General features: G+C 69.1%; 16 protein-coding genes and 1 pseudogene. 2 read left to right on the top strand and 15 right to left on the bottom strand.

Features of this window, described 5'->3' with window-relative positions:
- Positions 1-36: 36 nt before the first annotated feature.
- The 8 genes from ACIQRW_RS27020 to ACIQRW_RS26985 form a co-directional block, all read right to left on the bottom strand.
- The gene (locus ACIQRW_RS27020) at positions 37-465 is read right to left on the bottom strand and encodes a DUF6197 family protein (RefSeq protein WP_403764827.1); all 429 of its coding nucleotides are present in this window, start codon (positions 463-465) and stop codon (positions 37-39) included.
- A 59-nt stretch (positions 466-524) separates the two neighbouring features.
- Positions 525-1175, bottom strand: a complete 651-nt coding sequence (locus ACIQRW_RS27015) for a hypothetical protein (RefSeq protein WP_403764825.1) — start codon at positions 1173-1175, stop codon at positions 525-527.
- 78 nt (positions 1176-1253) lie between these two features.
- Positions 1254-2729 carry a DUF3560 domain-containing protein gene (locus ACIQRW_RS27010; RefSeq protein WP_403764823.1) on the bottom strand — a complete coding sequence of 492 codons (1476 nt, stop codon included), beginning with the start codon at positions 2727-2729 and terminating at the stop codon, positions 1254-1256.
- A gap of 343 nt (positions 2730-3072) precedes the next feature.
- Positions 3073-3495, bottom strand: a complete 423-nt coding sequence (locus tag ACIQRW_RS27005) for a DUF6409 family protein (protein WP_403764821.1) — start codon at positions 3493-3495, stop codon at positions 3073-3075.
- A gap of 119 nt (positions 3496-3614) precedes the next feature.
- Positions 3615-3986, bottom strand: a complete 372-nt coding sequence (locus tag ACIQRW_RS27000) for a hypothetical protein (protein ID WP_403764820.1) — start codon at positions 3984-3986, stop codon at positions 3615-3617.
- The gene (locus tag ACIQRW_RS26995) at positions 3983-4504 is read right to left on the bottom strand and encodes a hypothetical protein (RefSeq protein WP_403764818.1); all 522 of its coding nucleotides are present in this window, start codon (positions 4502-4504) and stop codon (positions 3983-3985) included. The genes ACIQRW_RS27000 and ACIQRW_RS26995 overlap by 4 nt, the downstream gene beginning before the upstream one ends.
- 126 nt (positions 4505-4630) lie before the next feature.
- A complete protein-coding gene (locus tag ACIQRW_RS26990) occupies positions 4631-4990 on the bottom strand; it encodes a hypothetical protein (protein ID WP_403764816.1) in 360 nt (119 codons plus the stop codon).
- 67 nt (positions 4991-5057) lie between these two features.
- Positions 5058-5684 (bottom strand): hypothetical protein, encoded by a 627-nt coding sequence (locus ACIQRW_RS26985; RefSeq protein ID WP_248585325.1) that lies wholly within the window; start codon positions 5682-5684, stop codon positions 5058-5060.
- Between the two features lie 1222 nt (positions 5685-6906).
- Here ACIQRW_RS26985 and ACIQRW_RS26980 point away from each other — a divergent pair.
- Positions 6907-7269, top strand: a complete 363-nt coding sequence (locus tag ACIQRW_RS26980) for a hypothetical protein (RefSeq protein WP_403764813.1) — start codon at positions 6907-6909, stop codon at positions 7267-7269.
- 452 nt (positions 7270-7721) lie between these two features.
- On the opposite strand, the gene ACIQRW_RS26975 is transcribed toward ACIQRW_RS26980, so the two are convergent.
- The 5 genes and pseudogenes from ACIQRW_RS26975 to ACIQRW_RS26955 form a co-directional block, all read right to left on the bottom strand.
- The gene (locus tag ACIQRW_RS26975) at positions 7722-8939 is read right to left on the bottom strand and encodes a hypothetical protein (protein WP_403764811.1); all 1218 of its coding nucleotides are present in this window, start codon (positions 8937-8939) and stop codon (positions 7722-7724) included.
- A gap of 136 nt (positions 8940-9075) precedes the next feature.
- The gene (locus ACIQRW_RS26970) at positions 9076-9495 is read right to left on the bottom strand and encodes a hypothetical protein (protein WP_403764809.1); all 420 of its coding nucleotides are present in this window, start codon (positions 9493-9495) and stop codon (positions 9076-9078) included.
- A 66-nt stretch (positions 9496-9561) separates the two neighbouring features.
- Entirely contained in the window at positions 9562-11337 is a 1776-nt protein-coding gene (locus tag ACIQRW_RS26965) for a ParB N-terminal domain-containing protein (protein WP_403764807.1), read from the bottom strand.
- A gap of 94 nt (positions 11338-11431) precedes the next feature.
- Positions 11432-11901, bottom strand: a pseudogene (locus ACIQRW_RS26960) (DUF6197 family protein).
- A gap of 70 nt (positions 11902-11971) precedes the next feature.
- A complete protein-coding gene (locus ACIQRW_RS26955; RefSeq protein ID WP_403764805.1) occupies positions 11972-12712 on the bottom strand; it encodes a DUF2786 domain-containing protein in 741 nt (246 codons plus the stop codon).
- A 563-nt stretch (positions 12713-13275) separates the two neighbouring features.
- On the opposite strand from ACIQRW_RS26955, the gene ACIQRW_RS26950 reads away from it, so the two are divergent.
- Positions 13276-13701 (top strand): hypothetical protein, encoded by a 426-nt coding sequence (locus ACIQRW_RS26950; RefSeq protein WP_403764803.1) that lies wholly within the window; start codon positions 13276-13278, stop codon positions 13699-13701.
- Positions 13702-14353: 652 nt separating this feature from the next.
- On the opposite strand, the gene ACIQRW_RS26945 is transcribed toward ACIQRW_RS26950, so the two are convergent.
- Complete coding sequence (locus ACIQRW_RS26945; protein ID WP_383224950.1) at positions 14354-14965, bottom strand: ImmA/IrrE family metallo-endopeptidase; 612 nt, start codon at positions 14963-14965, stop codon at positions 14354-14356.
- Positions 14946-15308, bottom strand: a complete 363-nt coding sequence (locus ACIQRW_RS26940; protein ID WP_383224947.1) for a helix-turn-helix domain-containing protein — start codon at positions 15306-15308, stop codon at positions 14946-14948. The genes ACIQRW_RS26945 and ACIQRW_RS26940 overlap by 20 nt, the downstream gene beginning before the upstream one ends.
- Positions 15309-15455: the final 147 nt, after the last annotated feature.

The raw sequence follows: 15455 nt of genomic DNA, 5'->3' as shown, positions 1-15455 counted from the left end.
GCCTTCGATGACTCGGGATGCTGGTGGGCGGCGGTGTCAGAACAGGGCGTGTTCGGCACGGGCGGCGGCGGTGCGGAGTGCGCAGGCAGCGTCGGCGGCGGTACGGCCGGGCTCGGCGCTCCACCGGTCGATGGCCTCGCGGTGCAGGGCCTTGGCGGCGGCGGGGTCGTCGGCGTCGACGGGGTGACCGGTGACGGTTTCCGCGAGGATGGCGAACGCCTGGTCGCGGGCGCGATAGATGCGGTCCCAGTCGTACGTCCGGCCGGCGGCTCCGCGCCCGTGGCCGGCGGCGACTTCGACGGCGCCGCGCGGCCAGCACGGCAACGTGGCCGTACGGCCGGGACCGTCGAACAGGCGCGGGCCCTGGTGGATGCCGACGTGTTCGATGTGGCGGGCGGCCCATGCCAGGATCGCGGTCGGAGTGTCGGCGATGACGATGCTTTCGGGGGTGTGGTGGGTCGGCACGGTGCTGTCCTTCGGGAAGCGGGGGCGGCGGCGCGCTGCCGCCGCCCCTCGGTCGGCTGCTAGTGGTAGGCGGGGATCAGTCGGCGGACCTTGTCCTCTCCGATGCACCCGCCCTTGTGACGGCGCGCGCTCGGCGGCTCTCCGTTGCGCCCGCGCAGGTGTGACCAGAACTTCGGGCCTTCCCACGGGCACAGTTCGCAGCTGAGGAACCAGTGGTTATCGCTGCCGGGAAACCCGGTGAGGACTGCCCGCCAGTGGTGGGCCCGAAGTCCCGCGAAGGCGATCTGCGCGCCCTCGGTGTTGCGATCGTTGACCGGCATCCGCGGGTGTAGGAGAGGACCCGGCCCGCACAACGGTGTGGGGGCCTCGGCCAGCACCTGGTCCAGGGGAACGGCGCCGCTCCGACCGGCGGCGTACTCCTCCGCGAGATGGGCGGCGGCCATGTCGGTGCCAGGGGTCCCCTTGGGCGGACGGCGGAGGTTGCGTTCGCCCTCGGTGGTGAGGACGAGCCAATCCCGGTGCCACCTGTAGGCGCGGCCGATGACCTGGTCTTCGCCGACGATCACGGGGTATCGGCATTGGATGTCGGGGGAGCCGACGCGGTACGTCGGGACGGTGGTGCTGCCCTCGGTCGCGGGGACGATGAGCCTGCCCGCTTCGGTGCCGGGGACGGTGATGGTCGCGGGTCGTTCGAGGAGTTGCGTGGTCATGGTGGTGCCCTGTTCTGGTGAGAGAGGGGCCCGTCCCCCGGCGTGCTCGGCCGCCAGGGGTACGGGGTGGGGGCGTGGTTACGCGGCCTCGGCCGGGGCCTGCGGGGCGGCGGTCCATTCACGGCGCGGAGTGATGCCCAGCTCGTCTAGGACTGGGGCGTGGCTGCCGTTGTCCGGGACCCATTCCCAGTCGGCGCCTTCGGTGCCGGGCCGGTCGGTCCAGGTGAGCATGTAGGAGCGGCCGGAGGTGCGGGGGTCGCCGCACACCGCCTTTGCCTCGCGGCGGGTCATCGCCCACAAGGCGCGCTTGCGGGAACGGCGAGAGTTCTTCGAGGTGATGAGCACCAGTGCCATGCCCTCCTGCCCGTTTGCCCTTTCGGCGGGAGCCGTCGCCGGGGTCGGCCTCCCTTCAGGCGCATGTTGATGTAGAGCCCAGCGGCGCGCTTTCGCGTGCCATGGGCTGGGGTGGCCGGTAGGGCACGTCTCAGCCGCCGGTACCGGCTCCTTGATCGGCGGAGCCTGTTGGGCCTGCTCCTGGTGCTCGGCGGCCTCGGCCCGAGGCGACTGCTGCATCTCGTCGGCGCTCTTGCGCCCGGACACGTCGTCATAGGGAGCGGTCCAGGTCCAGCCGTCGTGACGGTTGTCCGCCGCGCGAACGACGCGCTGACCGACGCCGTTGTGAATGTGCGGGATCGTCACCGACTTCGGGTTGACCCGCAGGACCTCGTACCAAGTGCCTCGATAGAGAACGAAGTCCCCGCGCATGAAGTCGGCTTTCGACCACATCTTGAAGCCCTCGGCCTCGGCGTCCTTGATGACCTGCTCCCAGTGAGTGATCTCCTCCGTCAGCTCCTGGCGCTCGGTCTCTAGCTCGGGGTCTGCCGGACTCCGGGAAAACCCCTTGGCGGACTCGCCGCGCTGCCACTTCTCGACCGCGCGGAGGTCGGCCCGCAGCTTGTCGAGACGGCGTAGCGTGCGGCCGGGGTCCTTCTTGAACCGCTCGTAGTTCGCGGCGGCCTGTGCCCGGCCGGTCCAGTGGGCGGCGCGGTCGCTTTCGCCGATGCTCTTGCGCATCGCGTTGTCCATCCGCGCGTGATCACGGCGGGCGCGGCCCTCGGAGTGGTGTCCGATGAGGATGGGCTGACCGAAGGCGAACCGCTCGGATATCTCGTGGCTCGACTTCCATGCGGCCTCGGAATTCTGGGCGGCGCTGGCGGCGTATCCGCCGAACCTCTCCGCCCGGCCTTCGGCCTTCTCTTCCCGTTCCTTCTCGGCGTCGGAGAACGAGCGGCGGTCGGCGTTGTCGATGGCCAACGTGACCTCGAAGCCTGCGTCTCGGAGTCGCTGCGCGAGGAGTTCGAGCGAGGGGGTGTAGGTGGCGTGGTCGCGGCTGTGCGGGAGGTACCAGCAGTCAAGGTTTCGGCTCCAGCGGAAGGGCTGGCGCTGGGTCCGGCCGTACTCGCGGAGTCGCAGAATCTCGGCCGATCCGTCGCCCCGGCTCGTGCCCGCGATCAGGGTTCCTTCTCGGCGGGTGTGGGTGATCTCGATAGTCACTGAACTGGCTTTCCCTGGTGAGAGTTTGGTCCGTCCGCAGGGCGGACCGTGCGTTGGCAGCGGCGCTGCACCACCGGCGCGGGCCGTGAGGGACGATCGGCTCGCGGGTCGTCGCGCCTGCGCGACGACAGGGGCTGTCGCGCCCCCGCGGGGCGCGTCCGCTGCGGTCCGGTGCCCGTCGTCGGTCGGCGGAGCCGCCTGCGGCGGAGTCGGCCGGCGGCGGAGTCGGCCGGCGGCGGTGAACGCACCGGACCTGTCCTGCCGCCCCGAAGGGGTGTCCGCTGGGGTGCTGGGGGCCTGCAGGTCCGGAGGGTTGCCCTCCCCCGGACCGGCGGGGCCGTGGTCAGCTGCGGTGGAGCGTGTGCCGGGCGGCCGGGTCGGCGTCGGCCAGTCCGGTCCGCTCGCGCCATGCCTGGCGGACGGCGGCGCGGAGCGCGTCCCCGTCGTCGTAGGCGAAACGTCCCCGGCGCAGGTTGCGGACGATGTCGCGGAAAGTGTCCTGGTGCATCGTGGTCAGCGTGTCGTCAAGCGGGGTCAGCTCGTGAGGGAACATCGCCTGGACGCTGTCGCCCGGCTGCGGGGCACCGCGGGTGAAGAACCAGACGACCGCCATCGTGGCCTCGTCGGCGAACTCCGGCCCGCCGAATGGACCGACGACGACGGCGGGGCGGGTGTCGAGCTGGTGACCCCGGAACCAGGGCCCGCCGATCACGAGCGTCGCGGTGGGGAAGTCCTGCACGGTCGGCTTCGGTGCGGTGGTGAGCATGTCGTGTCCTGTCTGGTGAGAGATTCCGCCGGGGCCGGTCGGCCCCGGCGGGGGTGCCGGTCGGGGGGTTGCCCTCCCCCTTCCGGCACCATTAATTAAACCATGTTCTAGGGTTTGGGTCAACCCGTCACGGCAAGTTCGCGGCGGTGCTCGGCGGCCGTCGTGACGGCGCGGGCGATGGCGCGGCCGGTCTCGATGGCCCGGACGGCGGACTCGTGCACCGGGGGCCTCTTGTCCTGAGTGATGATGCCCGCAAGCGGCGGCATGACGGCGGGGCCCGGGGCGATTCCGAGGATGAGCGCGGCGACGTGAGCGGCTGAGGCGACTTCGGCGGCGTGCTGACCGGGAAGGGGGGCGTCCACCTCGGGGACGCGTCGCCACGCGTGGCCGTACAGCAGGATGCGGACGGCGTTGTCGGGGGCATCCTGGGTGAAGTCGAACCCTCCGGCCTGCTCCGGGTCCTCGTGGTACTGGTCGCGGTACTGGTTCACCAGGACATCGCGGATGACCTCGGCGGCGAACGGGGCTGCGGCGGGCGGCTCGTAGGCGCCGCCGTCCGTCTGGCTGATGTCGAAGACCGGCCCGGCCTTGAAGCCGGAGACCTTGCGCCCTGGCTCTCGGCGGCCTCGCCTGCGGCCTCTCGCTGCCCGCCGTCAGGGGCTGCGGCCGTAGCCTCCTGGGCATCCTCGGTCCGGCGCTTGATCGGCGTCCAGATACGGAGGGAGGTGGACCCCTTGACCGGGAAGCGTCCCACCTTTCGCCAGTCTCCGGAGCTGAGTACGTGGGTCGCGTTCGGGCACTGGGCGGCGATGGCGATGCAGTTGGTGGGGCTGCGGTCATCGCGGTCCGGGTGGGTCAGGTTCGCGGCCGTGCGCATGACGGCGGCCCAGAATTCCTCGCTGCCGACCATCGCGCCGTACGCGCGATCCATGACGGCTTCGAGTTCGCCGCGCATCTTGACGGAGTAGGCCCGGCGCTCTTCGTCGGTCATTTTCGGCTTACGGGGCATGTCGCGGTCCTCCTGGTGAGAGATCGGCGTCCGGGGCCGGCTGACCCTCGGGGGTGTCGGCAGGGGGTTGCCCTCCCCCTTCCGGCACCACTAATTAAACCATGTTCTTGGGTGATCGGCAACCCCTTAAATCCAGTACAACCCCGCTTCGTTGCTCACGGCCCGGTATGCGGCTATGACCTCGTCTTCTATTTTCGTCCAGTGTTCGAGGATATCGGGGGCGGTCTTTTTGTCGCTGGCTGCGCGCGTCGCCCTGCGCCACTCGATGGCGATTTTGAGCGTGCGGAGTTGAGACCGGGTCAGTTCCCACCGGCCGGAGTCCGGGAGTTGATCGCCGTAGGCCATTGCTACGGCGCTGTTGATGTGTTCGGTACCGGACCAAACATTATGTGCGGTTTGGAGAGCAAGGGCGCGCTTGAGGGTGCACCGCAGGTGCGGGGCCTGGACGATCCATTGCGGCTCGATGGTGAATATGTCGGCGCTCATCACGGGGCCTTTTCTTGTGGGAGGAGCGGCGCGCTAAGGGAGCGCGCCGCCGGGATTCATGGGGCGATTAGAGGGCGTATCCGTCGACGTATTCGCCGTACTCGTCTTCGGATGTCTGGACGCTGGGGAGAAAGCGACTCACCGCGAATACAACGGCGTCGGCGATAGTCCGGGGCACATCGTTGAGTACAAGGCTCACCGCATCGCCGTCGAGCCCGATACGGACTTCTCCCGGCTCAAGATTCATGTAGACAAAGGCCGTTGTACCGTCGATGCGGGTTCGCGCTCCGGGAAGTCGCTCGGAGAGGTCGCGTGCGGCTTCCTCGACGTCCCGGCGCATCTCGGCCTGTGCGCGGTTGTGCTCCTTCACTCGCTCGTGAACGTCACGGTGCGCGGGGATGAGGTCGGCGGCGATCCGGGCCGCGATGTCCGCCGGGTCCTCGGTCATGGCGACTCGGACGGTGTCGCGCTCGCCCCTGCGGAACGGGTAGTCGGTGGCGGGGAACGCGCCTCGGATGTGCAGGTGGCCAGGGTCATCGAACCGCTCGGAAAGGTGGAGCTGTCGGCCGTCCAGGTGGGTGAAGGTGGCGGCGTGGTCCAGCTCCTTGACGCCGTGGCGTGCGGGCTGCGGTCGCCAGTTCCCGCCGAGTTCGAGCGCGATCGGGTGGGCCAGCTCCGCGACGGTCAGCGGCATGTTCATCCCTTGTCTCCTGGTGAGAGAGATTGTCGGCGGCCGGTCGGCCTGCCGTGTGCCGGTCGGGGGTTGCCCTCCCCTTCCGACATCACTAATTAAACCACGTTCTAAGGGTTGGGTCAACCCGGATATAGGCCCTGACCTGCCATTTCACCGTTCCGCCGACCCGCACCCGCTCGGCCGGGCCCGGCCACAACGGGCCTGGGCGGGGTTCCCTCCTCGGTCGGACAGCTCCGCCGTATCAGGGTTCCGGGCGCGGTGTCCTGGCTCGCGTAGCGACCGCGCAGCGGCTCGGCCTGGACGCCGCGCCCGGGTTCCTGATACGCCCCCGGGTGTCCGGCCGAGGAGGGAACCCCGCCTTCACCCGCACCACAACACTCCCGCACCCGACCGACCAGCCCCCACCCCTCCGAGGAGGACCCGCCGGAGGCAGCCTGTTCGCCCTGGCCGGCACCCAACCAACCCGTCGCAGGTGTCCAGAGTCGGGGCAGTTCAGGGGGTGGATCGGTCGTGGCGTGCGCCATGCAGTTCCGCCCACCCTGCCGACCGCTGCCCTTGCCAGTGCGGATGGAACAGCACGGTCGCTGACAGGTGGATCAGCCTTCTGCGCAGCGCTGATCGGGGGGAGTCGTCCGTCGCATACCTAAATTCCATCATGTGTTCGATTTTGCAGTCACGTCGATCTTCGAGAGACGCACGTCCGGAAGTTTGACTGAGCGCTCTACATGGCACCGCTCGCCAACCGCAGCGCTCAGTCGTCCCCAGTCGCGTTTGGCAGGGCACGGGCACATCCTGAGAGGACACGAAGGGGTAGGACCATGGGTTCCTGTGGCTTTCTCGCGACTGATATGGACTCCCGCATGTTTGGGTCCATCTACTCGGATGCTGAGCCGCTGGAGGATCTTCCGCAGGCCGACCGGAGCTGCTTCAACGGGCGCATGCTCCTTCACTATCTCTGGCCGGACAAGCACGTCGATCTCCGCACTGGCCTGCACGGGAAGTTGTGGGCAACGCCCACGGCCTACAGCCCAGAGGAAGCATCTGATTTCCTCTCCCTTTTCCAGCCACGGGTCCTAAGGCTGTACGCAGTCCTGATCGACCCCACGCTGGTCCCGGACCTGCGAGGACCGAAACGAGTAGCCTCAGGCGGAGGCATAGAGTTCCTTCTCCCCGGCGGAGCGCCAGTCGCGGCCATTGCACATCCGACGGAGGTGAGGGTCCGGTGAACTCGCGATCGCTTCGTGAGGTGCTGCTCTACGGAGCCAAAGACGTACAAGCTGCGAGCTATGAACTTGTCATCGACGGCGCCGACCGGCACGGAGCCATGGAGTGGACCGTGCAATCCAGAGGCGGTCCCGATGGCCTCACGCGGCTAGTTTCAGCTTTCGAATCACCCGAAGCCGACGACGGGACCACCCAGTTCGAGCTTCGTGGCTACGCGTGCGTACCCGATGGGAATTGCACTCATTTCATAACCCGCACCGGTGCGCTGCCCGACGATGACGCCGTGCTACTGCTGGCCGCTGAGGTCTACCAAGCTGTAGAAGCACTCACCGCGTCAGACCTCAGGAAACCGCGCGCGTAGGACCCGCCTCGGTGTCTGGGCGCTGCATCGAAGAGCGTCGTCCACTTGGCGAGCAGTGCCAACTGTCGCGCTCAGTAACAGCGACTCGGGGGTTTCGGTGGTGCAGTCGGCGGCGGACAGTGCCTCCGTCGGGGAGGTGCCGCCCGTGGTCGCGCGGAGCGCGACGGAAGTGCCGTCGTGCCCGCAGGGCACGCCCGTTTGGGCCCGGCGTCCGGACGGGCCGGGAGGGCCGCCCGCGGCCCGGACGGCTCGGCCGGCTGCGAGCCGGGCCAGGCTGAGCCGTCCCGGAGGGACGCCCTTCGTACGGGGCCGGTGAGCGGGGCCGGCCACCGACGCGGGCGGGCCCGGACGGTGGTGGGCGGAGCGTGGGGTGGGCGGCTCGATGCCGTCCACCCCACGGCCCGGCGGCCGAGGTCCGGCCGGGCGGTGCCTCCCGCCCGGCCGGGTCCCTGCTACGCGGCGACCGGTTCGCGTGCGGCGACGCGGCACCGGGTGAGTACGGTCTGTGCGGTCTCGCCGTAGATGCTGTGGTCCTTGACCGTGCCGGTCAGCTCGACCTCGTCGCCCTGGTCGGGGACGTCGGCGGCGGAGCTGAACCAGACGAACACGTTGCCGCTCGGGTCCTGGAACTTCACCAGTCGGCGGCGCTGGGTGTGGTAGCCGTACGTCCGGCCCTCCAGCTCGATCACGGTGGTGACGGTGGCGTTCGTGCTGATGCGCTCGCCCACGGTGCCCTGCGGCTTGCTGTTCTGGGCGGCCCGCTCGGTGGCCTCCTTTTCCTGGTCGCGGTACCAACCCGCGATGGCGGACACGAGCGTCGGCAGGTGGCGCGGGTCGACGGTCTCGCCCTTCGCCAACTGGCCCACCTTGTGGCGGTAGTCGGAGAGGCTGCCGTATCCCTGGGCGGCCCATGCCCGGACGGCGGCGGCGGTGGTCGGCGCGTCGGGGTCGGCGTCGATGGCGGCCCGCCACTCCATCGGGGCCTTGCGGTCGAAGAAGTACGCTTCGACGCCGTCGGCGGTCGGCTGGGTGTTCTTCCACTGCTCGGACCGGCTGTAGAAGCGGCCTTCGGCCTTCACGATGGCGGCGGTCACCCGCAGGACCTCGATCACCAGGACGCGGAGATCGGCCGGGATGCCGCCCTCCTCGCCGTCCCAGTCGGAGTCCTTCAGCGTGCCGAACCTCCACAGGGCCTCAAGGCCCTTGATTGGCAGACCGGTGTACGGCTCCACGCACGTGGTGCCCAACTGCCGCATCTCGCCGTTCTCGTGCCGGGCGAGATAGGTGGCGGTGCGGTGGCGGGCGACGGCACACCCGTGGCAGAAGTTCTCGATGGCGCGGTACTGGCGCGCGGCCTCGGCGTCCTGCTCGGGCAGACCGGGGAACAGGCTGGTGATCGTCTCGCCCTCCGCGTCGTGGTCCAGGCGGGCGATGACGGTCCAGCCCTGGTGACGGGGGATGGCACCGGAGATCGTCACGGTGACGGTGGAGCGCTTACCGATCAGACGGCCGTCGATGTCGTGGTAGTCGGCAAGGAACGGCACGGAGATGTCGAGCGCGTACGCGCTGAGGTGGTGGACGGCGGCGCGGGCATTGGTCGCCTCGACAAGCTGACGGACGCGGGACTGGGCCGTGGCGGGGATGGAAAACCGCACGGCTGCGCTGGTCATCGGGGGTGCTCCTGCTGGTGAGAGAGGAATCGCGGGCCCGGCCGGGCGGGTTGCCCTCCGCGTGCGGCCGGGGTTGGGCCGGATGGCGGCCCGTGGTATTGGAGGGGGTGTTGCCCTCCCCCTCCAACACAATTAATTAAACCATGTTCTGGGGTGTGGGGCAAGCATCCCGGCCGGGGATGTCGAGTGCGGCGCGGTCACGCAGGAACGCAGCGAACAAGGCGGCGGTGTAGCTGTCGGCGGTGCCGTACGTACGGCGGCAGTCCAGCGCTCCGATGCGCTCGCCCCGGTGGTGGACCGGGAACGGCTGGCCGGGGGCCGGGATGGCGAGCGCGTACAGTCCGCGCGGGGTGTCCACGCGCAGGACGACGGCGGCCTGGTGGTCGTAGGCGGAAGACCAGCGGGCGGGCCCGATACCGAACTCCGCGAGACCGGACGCGATGGCGCGGGCCTGCATGATGTCGGCGGTGGTGCCGGGGTCGGGCTCGGCGGGGGCGGGGACGCATCCGCAACCGTGGTCGTCGGCGCGGGTCTCGAACAGAGCTGTACGGGTCACTGTGGGGCTCCTGGAGTGGCCGGGGGCGGGCGGGTTCCCGCCCCCGGCGTCGGGCTGCTGAGGTGTTTAGGCGGCGGCTTCGTCGTCGCTGGCCGGTTCGTCGGCTTCCTCGGCCTCCGGCTCGCTCGCCTCTTCGTCGGTGCCGGGCTCCTGCTCGGTCTCCGGCTCGCTGCCGGACGTGATCGCGGCGCGGGGCTTCTTCTTCGACGGGTCGTAGGGCTCCCCGTCCACGACCGACTGCTCAATGGGCGTGAGCGGGCACCCGAGGGACGCGAGCACCTGGAACCACCGACCGGTGGGCTTCCGCGTCCACGGGGCGTGCTGGCTGTCCGTGCGCCACGCCGAGCGGTTCGCGCACTTCTCCCGGACGGCCGCGATGGCGGCGAACTGGAGCTGAGGGGCCCGGCGTGGGTCCTTGGCGACGTGCCCGGCGAAACTGCCCCGATCCTTGGCCTGCTCGGTGTTCAGGCCCAGGAATCCGGCCAGGATCTCGGTGGTGCCCTCCTTGTTCAGATCGTCGGAGATTCCCCAACTGCCGTTCAAAAGAGCGTTATTGACATGACCGATCAGGGTGTTGGTGGTGTTCTTCGGGAGGTTCCGCCGCTTGATCAGGTCCGTGATCCACTTCCGGCGCAGGGCCTCGGCCGCGTCCCAGTCGATGTTCCCCTTCTTGACGGCGGCGCGGGCGGCGCGCTCGGCCTCCTTGTCGGCGGTGGTCATCGTGCCGCCGCTGGCGCTGGCACCCTCGGGCACCGTGTGCCCGTACAGACCGGGAGCGGAGCAGTAAGGCTCGTACCGGTCCCCCCGCCGCTCATCGAACACCCACACAAGCCCCTTGCACTCGGCGTGCTCCTCGGTACTGATGCCGCGCAGTCGCCACACGGGCGTGGCCCGCTCGGACAGCTCCTCGGCGTCCCTGATCTTCTGCCCGGCCGTCTCCAGCTCCGCGCGGTGCGCCTCCGCCTTGACCCGCTTGTCGCGCTTGGTCCGCTCGATGGCGATGGCCCAGTCAACGTCTCCCTCGTCGGCGTCATCCTCGGCAGCGGCCTCGGTGATCGCGGCGAGTGCTTCGGCGTCGTCGGCGAACTCCGAGAGCGCGGCCAGGTGCTCGAAAGTCCACTCGTAGCTGCCCGCGCCGCTGACGGCGGCGCTCAACTTCTCGTCAGACCTGACCTTGACCAGCGTCTTGACGTCCTTCTGCCGAACACCTGCGGCCTTGGCGATGCGGCCGACCTGCGCGCCCGCCTCGGCGGCGCTGAACATGGCCTGGTTCATCTCGGACGGGCTGAGGCTCTTACGGTGCTGGGCGGTCGTGATCATGTCGAGGAACTGCCCGGCCTCGTCACGGTCGTCGTCCTCCCACTCGTACGGCAGGTGGGTGAGACCCGCGTCCGTCGCTGCGTGGTAGCGGCGGTTTCCGTCGTTGACCTGGAGGACTCCGCCGTCGAGCCGCTGGATCTTGACGGGGATGCGGCACCCTTCTGCGCGGAGCGATTCCACGAACGGCGCGTTCAGGTCGAGGTCTTCGCGGGCGTTCTTCGGGTGCGGGGTGAGCGCGTCGATCCGGATGACGGGACGGGGGGTGACCGGCACGGTCTCCAGCCCTGCGGCGACGGTGGCGGCCAGTCGCTGGAACCCGTCGATGATCTGCGGCACGTCGCCGTGGGTGCGGACGACGTACAGCGGCTCCACGACGCCGTTGTCCTTCACGTCGGCCAGCAGATCAGCCGGGGCCTCGACGTCGCGGACGTTGCCGGGGTGCGCGGCAAGTTCGGCGACCGTGAGGGTCGACCACGGGGCAGGGACAGCCTGGACGCCGGCCTGGGTCTTGGTGTTCGTCATCGGTCCTTCTTCTTCCTGGTGAGAGTTCTTCGGGCCGTTCGGCCCGGTGACGGTGTCGGCCGGAGGGTTGCCCTCCCCCTTCCGATACCATTAATTAAACCATGTTCTTACGGGTGGGGCAACCAGGGGTGCTGTGATCGCCGTCACTCGCGTGCAGGGCTGCGGCGGCGCGGATCATCACGGCGGCCTCGGCGGTGGTTCGCTCGGGCTCGTCCCCCAGCACCACAGCAGGGTGCGCCGGTAGGCGTCCTCCGTGAGCTTCAGCTTTCGCCACCGGACGCCGGAGACGGGGCGGCCGTTGATGTGGTTGCTGAGCACCACAAGGGAGTCGAACAGGGCGCGTTGGAAGACGTGCCACGGCTCACCGCGTACGGACCAGCGGGGCCGGGCGGAGCGTACGCCGCGCTCCCACGCGTGCAGCACGGTGCACGGGGCGGTGTCGCCCATTCGGCCGGGCTGCCAGAGGTGGTCACCCTGGTAAAGCCCGACGCGTTCAATGTGGTCGGCGGCGGCAGTGAGGATACGGGCGGGGGTGGCCGGTGGCTTTCGAGCGGACACGGTCATGCCTCCTGGGGTAGGTCGCGGGCTCGGCGGCCGGGGGGCGGCGGATGGCCGCCCCCCGGCCTTGACGGGGTTACGCGGCTATGGACCCGGCCGTGGTGCGGCCGATCCGCTTACCGCCGATGTCGGCGCGGCTTCCCGCCGTCCATCCGGCTCCGTACCCGTTGCCGGTCATGGTGGTGGTGCCGCCCTTCCGTGCACGCGGGTAAGCCTGCTGGTAGCTGCGCGAGACGACGGCCTTGCGGTCCGCAAGCACGAGGGCCGCGCTGCGGCCGGTGGCGCTGGTCTCGCCCCTGACTTCTTCGCGTGCGCCGCGCTCGGCCTCCTCGATGCGGTCGCCCACCCGGTTGATGAAGCCGAGGAGCCAGGACCGACGCCAGGCACGCGCCCCCTGGCCCGGCGGGACCGACTGAGCGGCCAGTCCGCTGTTCATCTGGAGCAGAAGAGACGTGTAGAGCAGTTCGACGCGCTGAAGGTCGCTCGCATACCCGAAGATGTGCACCCGGCGGGCCGGGCCGCTGCCGTCTCGACCAAGGTGGATCAGCTCGCACCCGAGGGCAAGCGCGATGCGGTTGATGAGGCGAACCCGCTCCATCGCCCACGGGTTGTCCAGAACGATCTTTCGGTCCGTCGGGGCGTCGCTGGCGGGGTTGGCGTCGTTGAGCATCGCCTGTTCGACGCCGTACTTCGCCATCATCTCGAACGCCCGCCTCCGGGCAAGCTCCGCCTCCGACTCCGGCGTGCGGGGGTCCTCCGCCTTGGCGAGGAGAGCGCGGATGGTTTCGAGCTTCGCGGGGGCCTTCGTGGTGCTCACGATCGTTCTCCTGGTGAGAGAGGTTGTCGGCGGCCGGTCGGCCTGCCGTGTGCCGGTCGGGGGTTACCCTCCCCTTCCGACATCACTAATTAAACCACGTTCTAAGGGTTGGGTCAACCCAGATATAGGCCCTGACCTGCCCTTTTCCCGTTCCGCCGACCCGCACCCGCTCGGCCGGGCCCGGCCACAACGGGCCTGGGCGGGGTTCCCTCCTCGGTCGGACAGCTCCGCCGTATCAGGGTTCCGGGCGCGGTGTCCTGGCTCGCGTAGCGACCGCGCAGCGGCTCGGCCTGGACGCCGCGCCCGGGTTCCTGATACGCCCCCGGGTGTCCGGCCGAGGAGGGAACCCCGCCTTCACCACCCGCACCACAACGCTCCCGCACCCAACAGACCAGCCCCCACCCCCTCCGAGGAGGACCCGCCGGAGGCAGCCCTTCACTCTGGCCGGCACCCAACCAACCCGTGGTTCGAGATGTCCGCGGACCTATGCCTACGGTGCGCGCGACGAGCACTGATTTCGAACAGGACTGGGGGCACGGGTGAGCACCACTTCGGCAGGACCGGTGAGCGCGGCGGACCTGCGGCGACGGGTTCGCGCTGCTGAAGCGCTGAAGGCGAAGACGCGGGAGATGGCAGCTACGAACGCGCTGAGCGCGCGTGAGGCCGCGGTGAACGCAGCCAAGGCGAAGGAGGAGGCCGACGCCACGGCTCGGGAAGCTACTGCTGTAGTTCTGCGGCTGTTCGGCAACGATGCCGAGTTGGTCTCGGAACTGCTGGGCGTGCCGGCGGAGGAGCTGGAACGCGAGGCGAAGCCTGTTACCGCCGCTCGTGCGAAGGAGATCATCGAATCGCTGCGGGCCCGTGCCGAGCGCCCCCGCCCCACCCGGGCCCGGAAGCCTCGGGCCGATGCGGCGGAAGCGGCTTCTTCGGCCTCGGGCATCCCGGCCCCGGTCGTCACAGCGGACGGTAGCCGGGCTGATGCCTCCTGAGAACGACCTTGGGCCCGGACTTTTCCCGCTCTCGGCGGCGAACGAGTCCGGGCCCGTTCACGTTGACGAGCAACTTTCCCTCATCGGTGAGCCAACGCCAGTTCGCATACCGGCTGTTGAGTGGATGTCCTGGCTGGCCAACGAGTCCGTTCAGGCCCGGTACTGGGCAAAGGTCTACCGAACCTCGTCAACCGAGGACTGCTGGTTCTTCTTCGGCGGGATCTCCAGCACTGGGCACGCCAGCTTCAGGGCGGCGTCACGGCCGGGCAGGACGCGACGCGGCACGGTGCCGGGCCACCTCTACGGGTACCAGCTCGCGCACGGTGTCATCCCTCGGCTCGGCTGGGGTACCGACAGCCCGACCGTCTGCCACACCTGCGACAAGCATTCCTGCCAGCAGCCGGCGCATCTACGGCTGGGTACTGCGGCAGAGAATCGGGCCGAGTGGGTGGCCCGGCGGCGTGACCCGGCCAGCCCTCTCGCTGATCTCCGCGGCCCTGCTGGACGATCCCGTGCGATCGGTGCTGCAATCCGCGCGAGCCGGGCCCACAAAGAGTCCGAGGATGAGGTCACCCGCAGGATCCAGGAGGCCGTAGCTGCGGGGCGACCCTTGAGTCTATGGTGAGCGGCCTCGCCTACGAGCCCACGGACATCACGGCCGTGGGCGCCGCGTGGTTGAGCTGAATCCATACTTTTTCGCCGCCCGCTGCGCCTGCACCCGCGGCCCTTTCATCTGCATTTGCGCGAACTGCTCACTCACCGTGTAGGCGGCCGCGACGCGCGCATTGTCCCAACCGTCGTACGCCATGCGCTGGGCTGCCACGAGGGGCACCAGCAGTTCACCGGCCATGAACTTGGCCTGCTTCTCCTGCTCCGGATTGAACTGCCGCTTGTGGTCCTCACCTAGGATCACGCCGTCAAAGGAGTGCTCCAACAGGTGGTGGCCGAGTTCATGGGCAATGTTGGAGCGGCGACGGACGTTCATGTGAGACTCGTTCTCGACGATCACCCGCGCCGTTCCAAGTGGCACCAAGGCTGCCGACCAAGCCGAGGAGTTGCTCACCGTGAAGTGCTGGAGGGCTTCGGCGGTCATCTCGAACTTCTGCAGGTCTTCGAGGGTGTACACGCCGATACCGTGTTCCTCCGCCAAGAAATAGGGGTCGAGCGGGTCTTTTGGCCCCAGGCCGAGCCCAGCCCGTTCCTCCTGTGCGACCTCGCGCATCAGCGCCTGCGTCCACCGCAACTCAGTGGCCTCGGGATTCACGTTCCGCGCGGAACCGCCGTGCGGCAGCGCCGATGACCTCCTCAAGATAGGCCACATCGTCGCCGCTGAGGTCACTGCGCGCTCGGAGCAGGGGCACCAGTGACGCGACGAGTTCCGGATCCTCCCTCGCACCCTCGTCATCTGGGGTGGCATAGAAGGTCTCCGCCGGCATCCGGAGCCACGTCGTCATGGCCACGAACGCGCTCACATCCGGCTTCAGCCCGTTAGCCATGCGCGAGATGGTGGAAGCGCTCACGCCAAGCTCCTTAGCCAGTTGCCTCCAGGACAAACCCTTCTCCGCGCGGGCCGCATCCAGCGCCGCGTGCAGAGTCTGCACGTTCACACCCGGACTTTCGCTCATCAATGTCCCCGACTTCATCCACTGCTCGACTTTTCGATCACCTCTGCTAGAGTGTAACTGCTCGACATTTCGAGCAGTGGTTGACATTCGCAGAATGCCGACCATCTGGAGCATGCCAGGAGGACTTGC

This window comes from Streptomyces sp. NPDC091287, from assembly GCF_044768525.1.
GTDB lineage: Bacteria > Actinomycetota > Actinomycetes > Streptomycetales > Streptomycetaceae > Streptomyces.
This window is presented reverse-complemented; position numbering and strand designations above follow the sequence as displayed.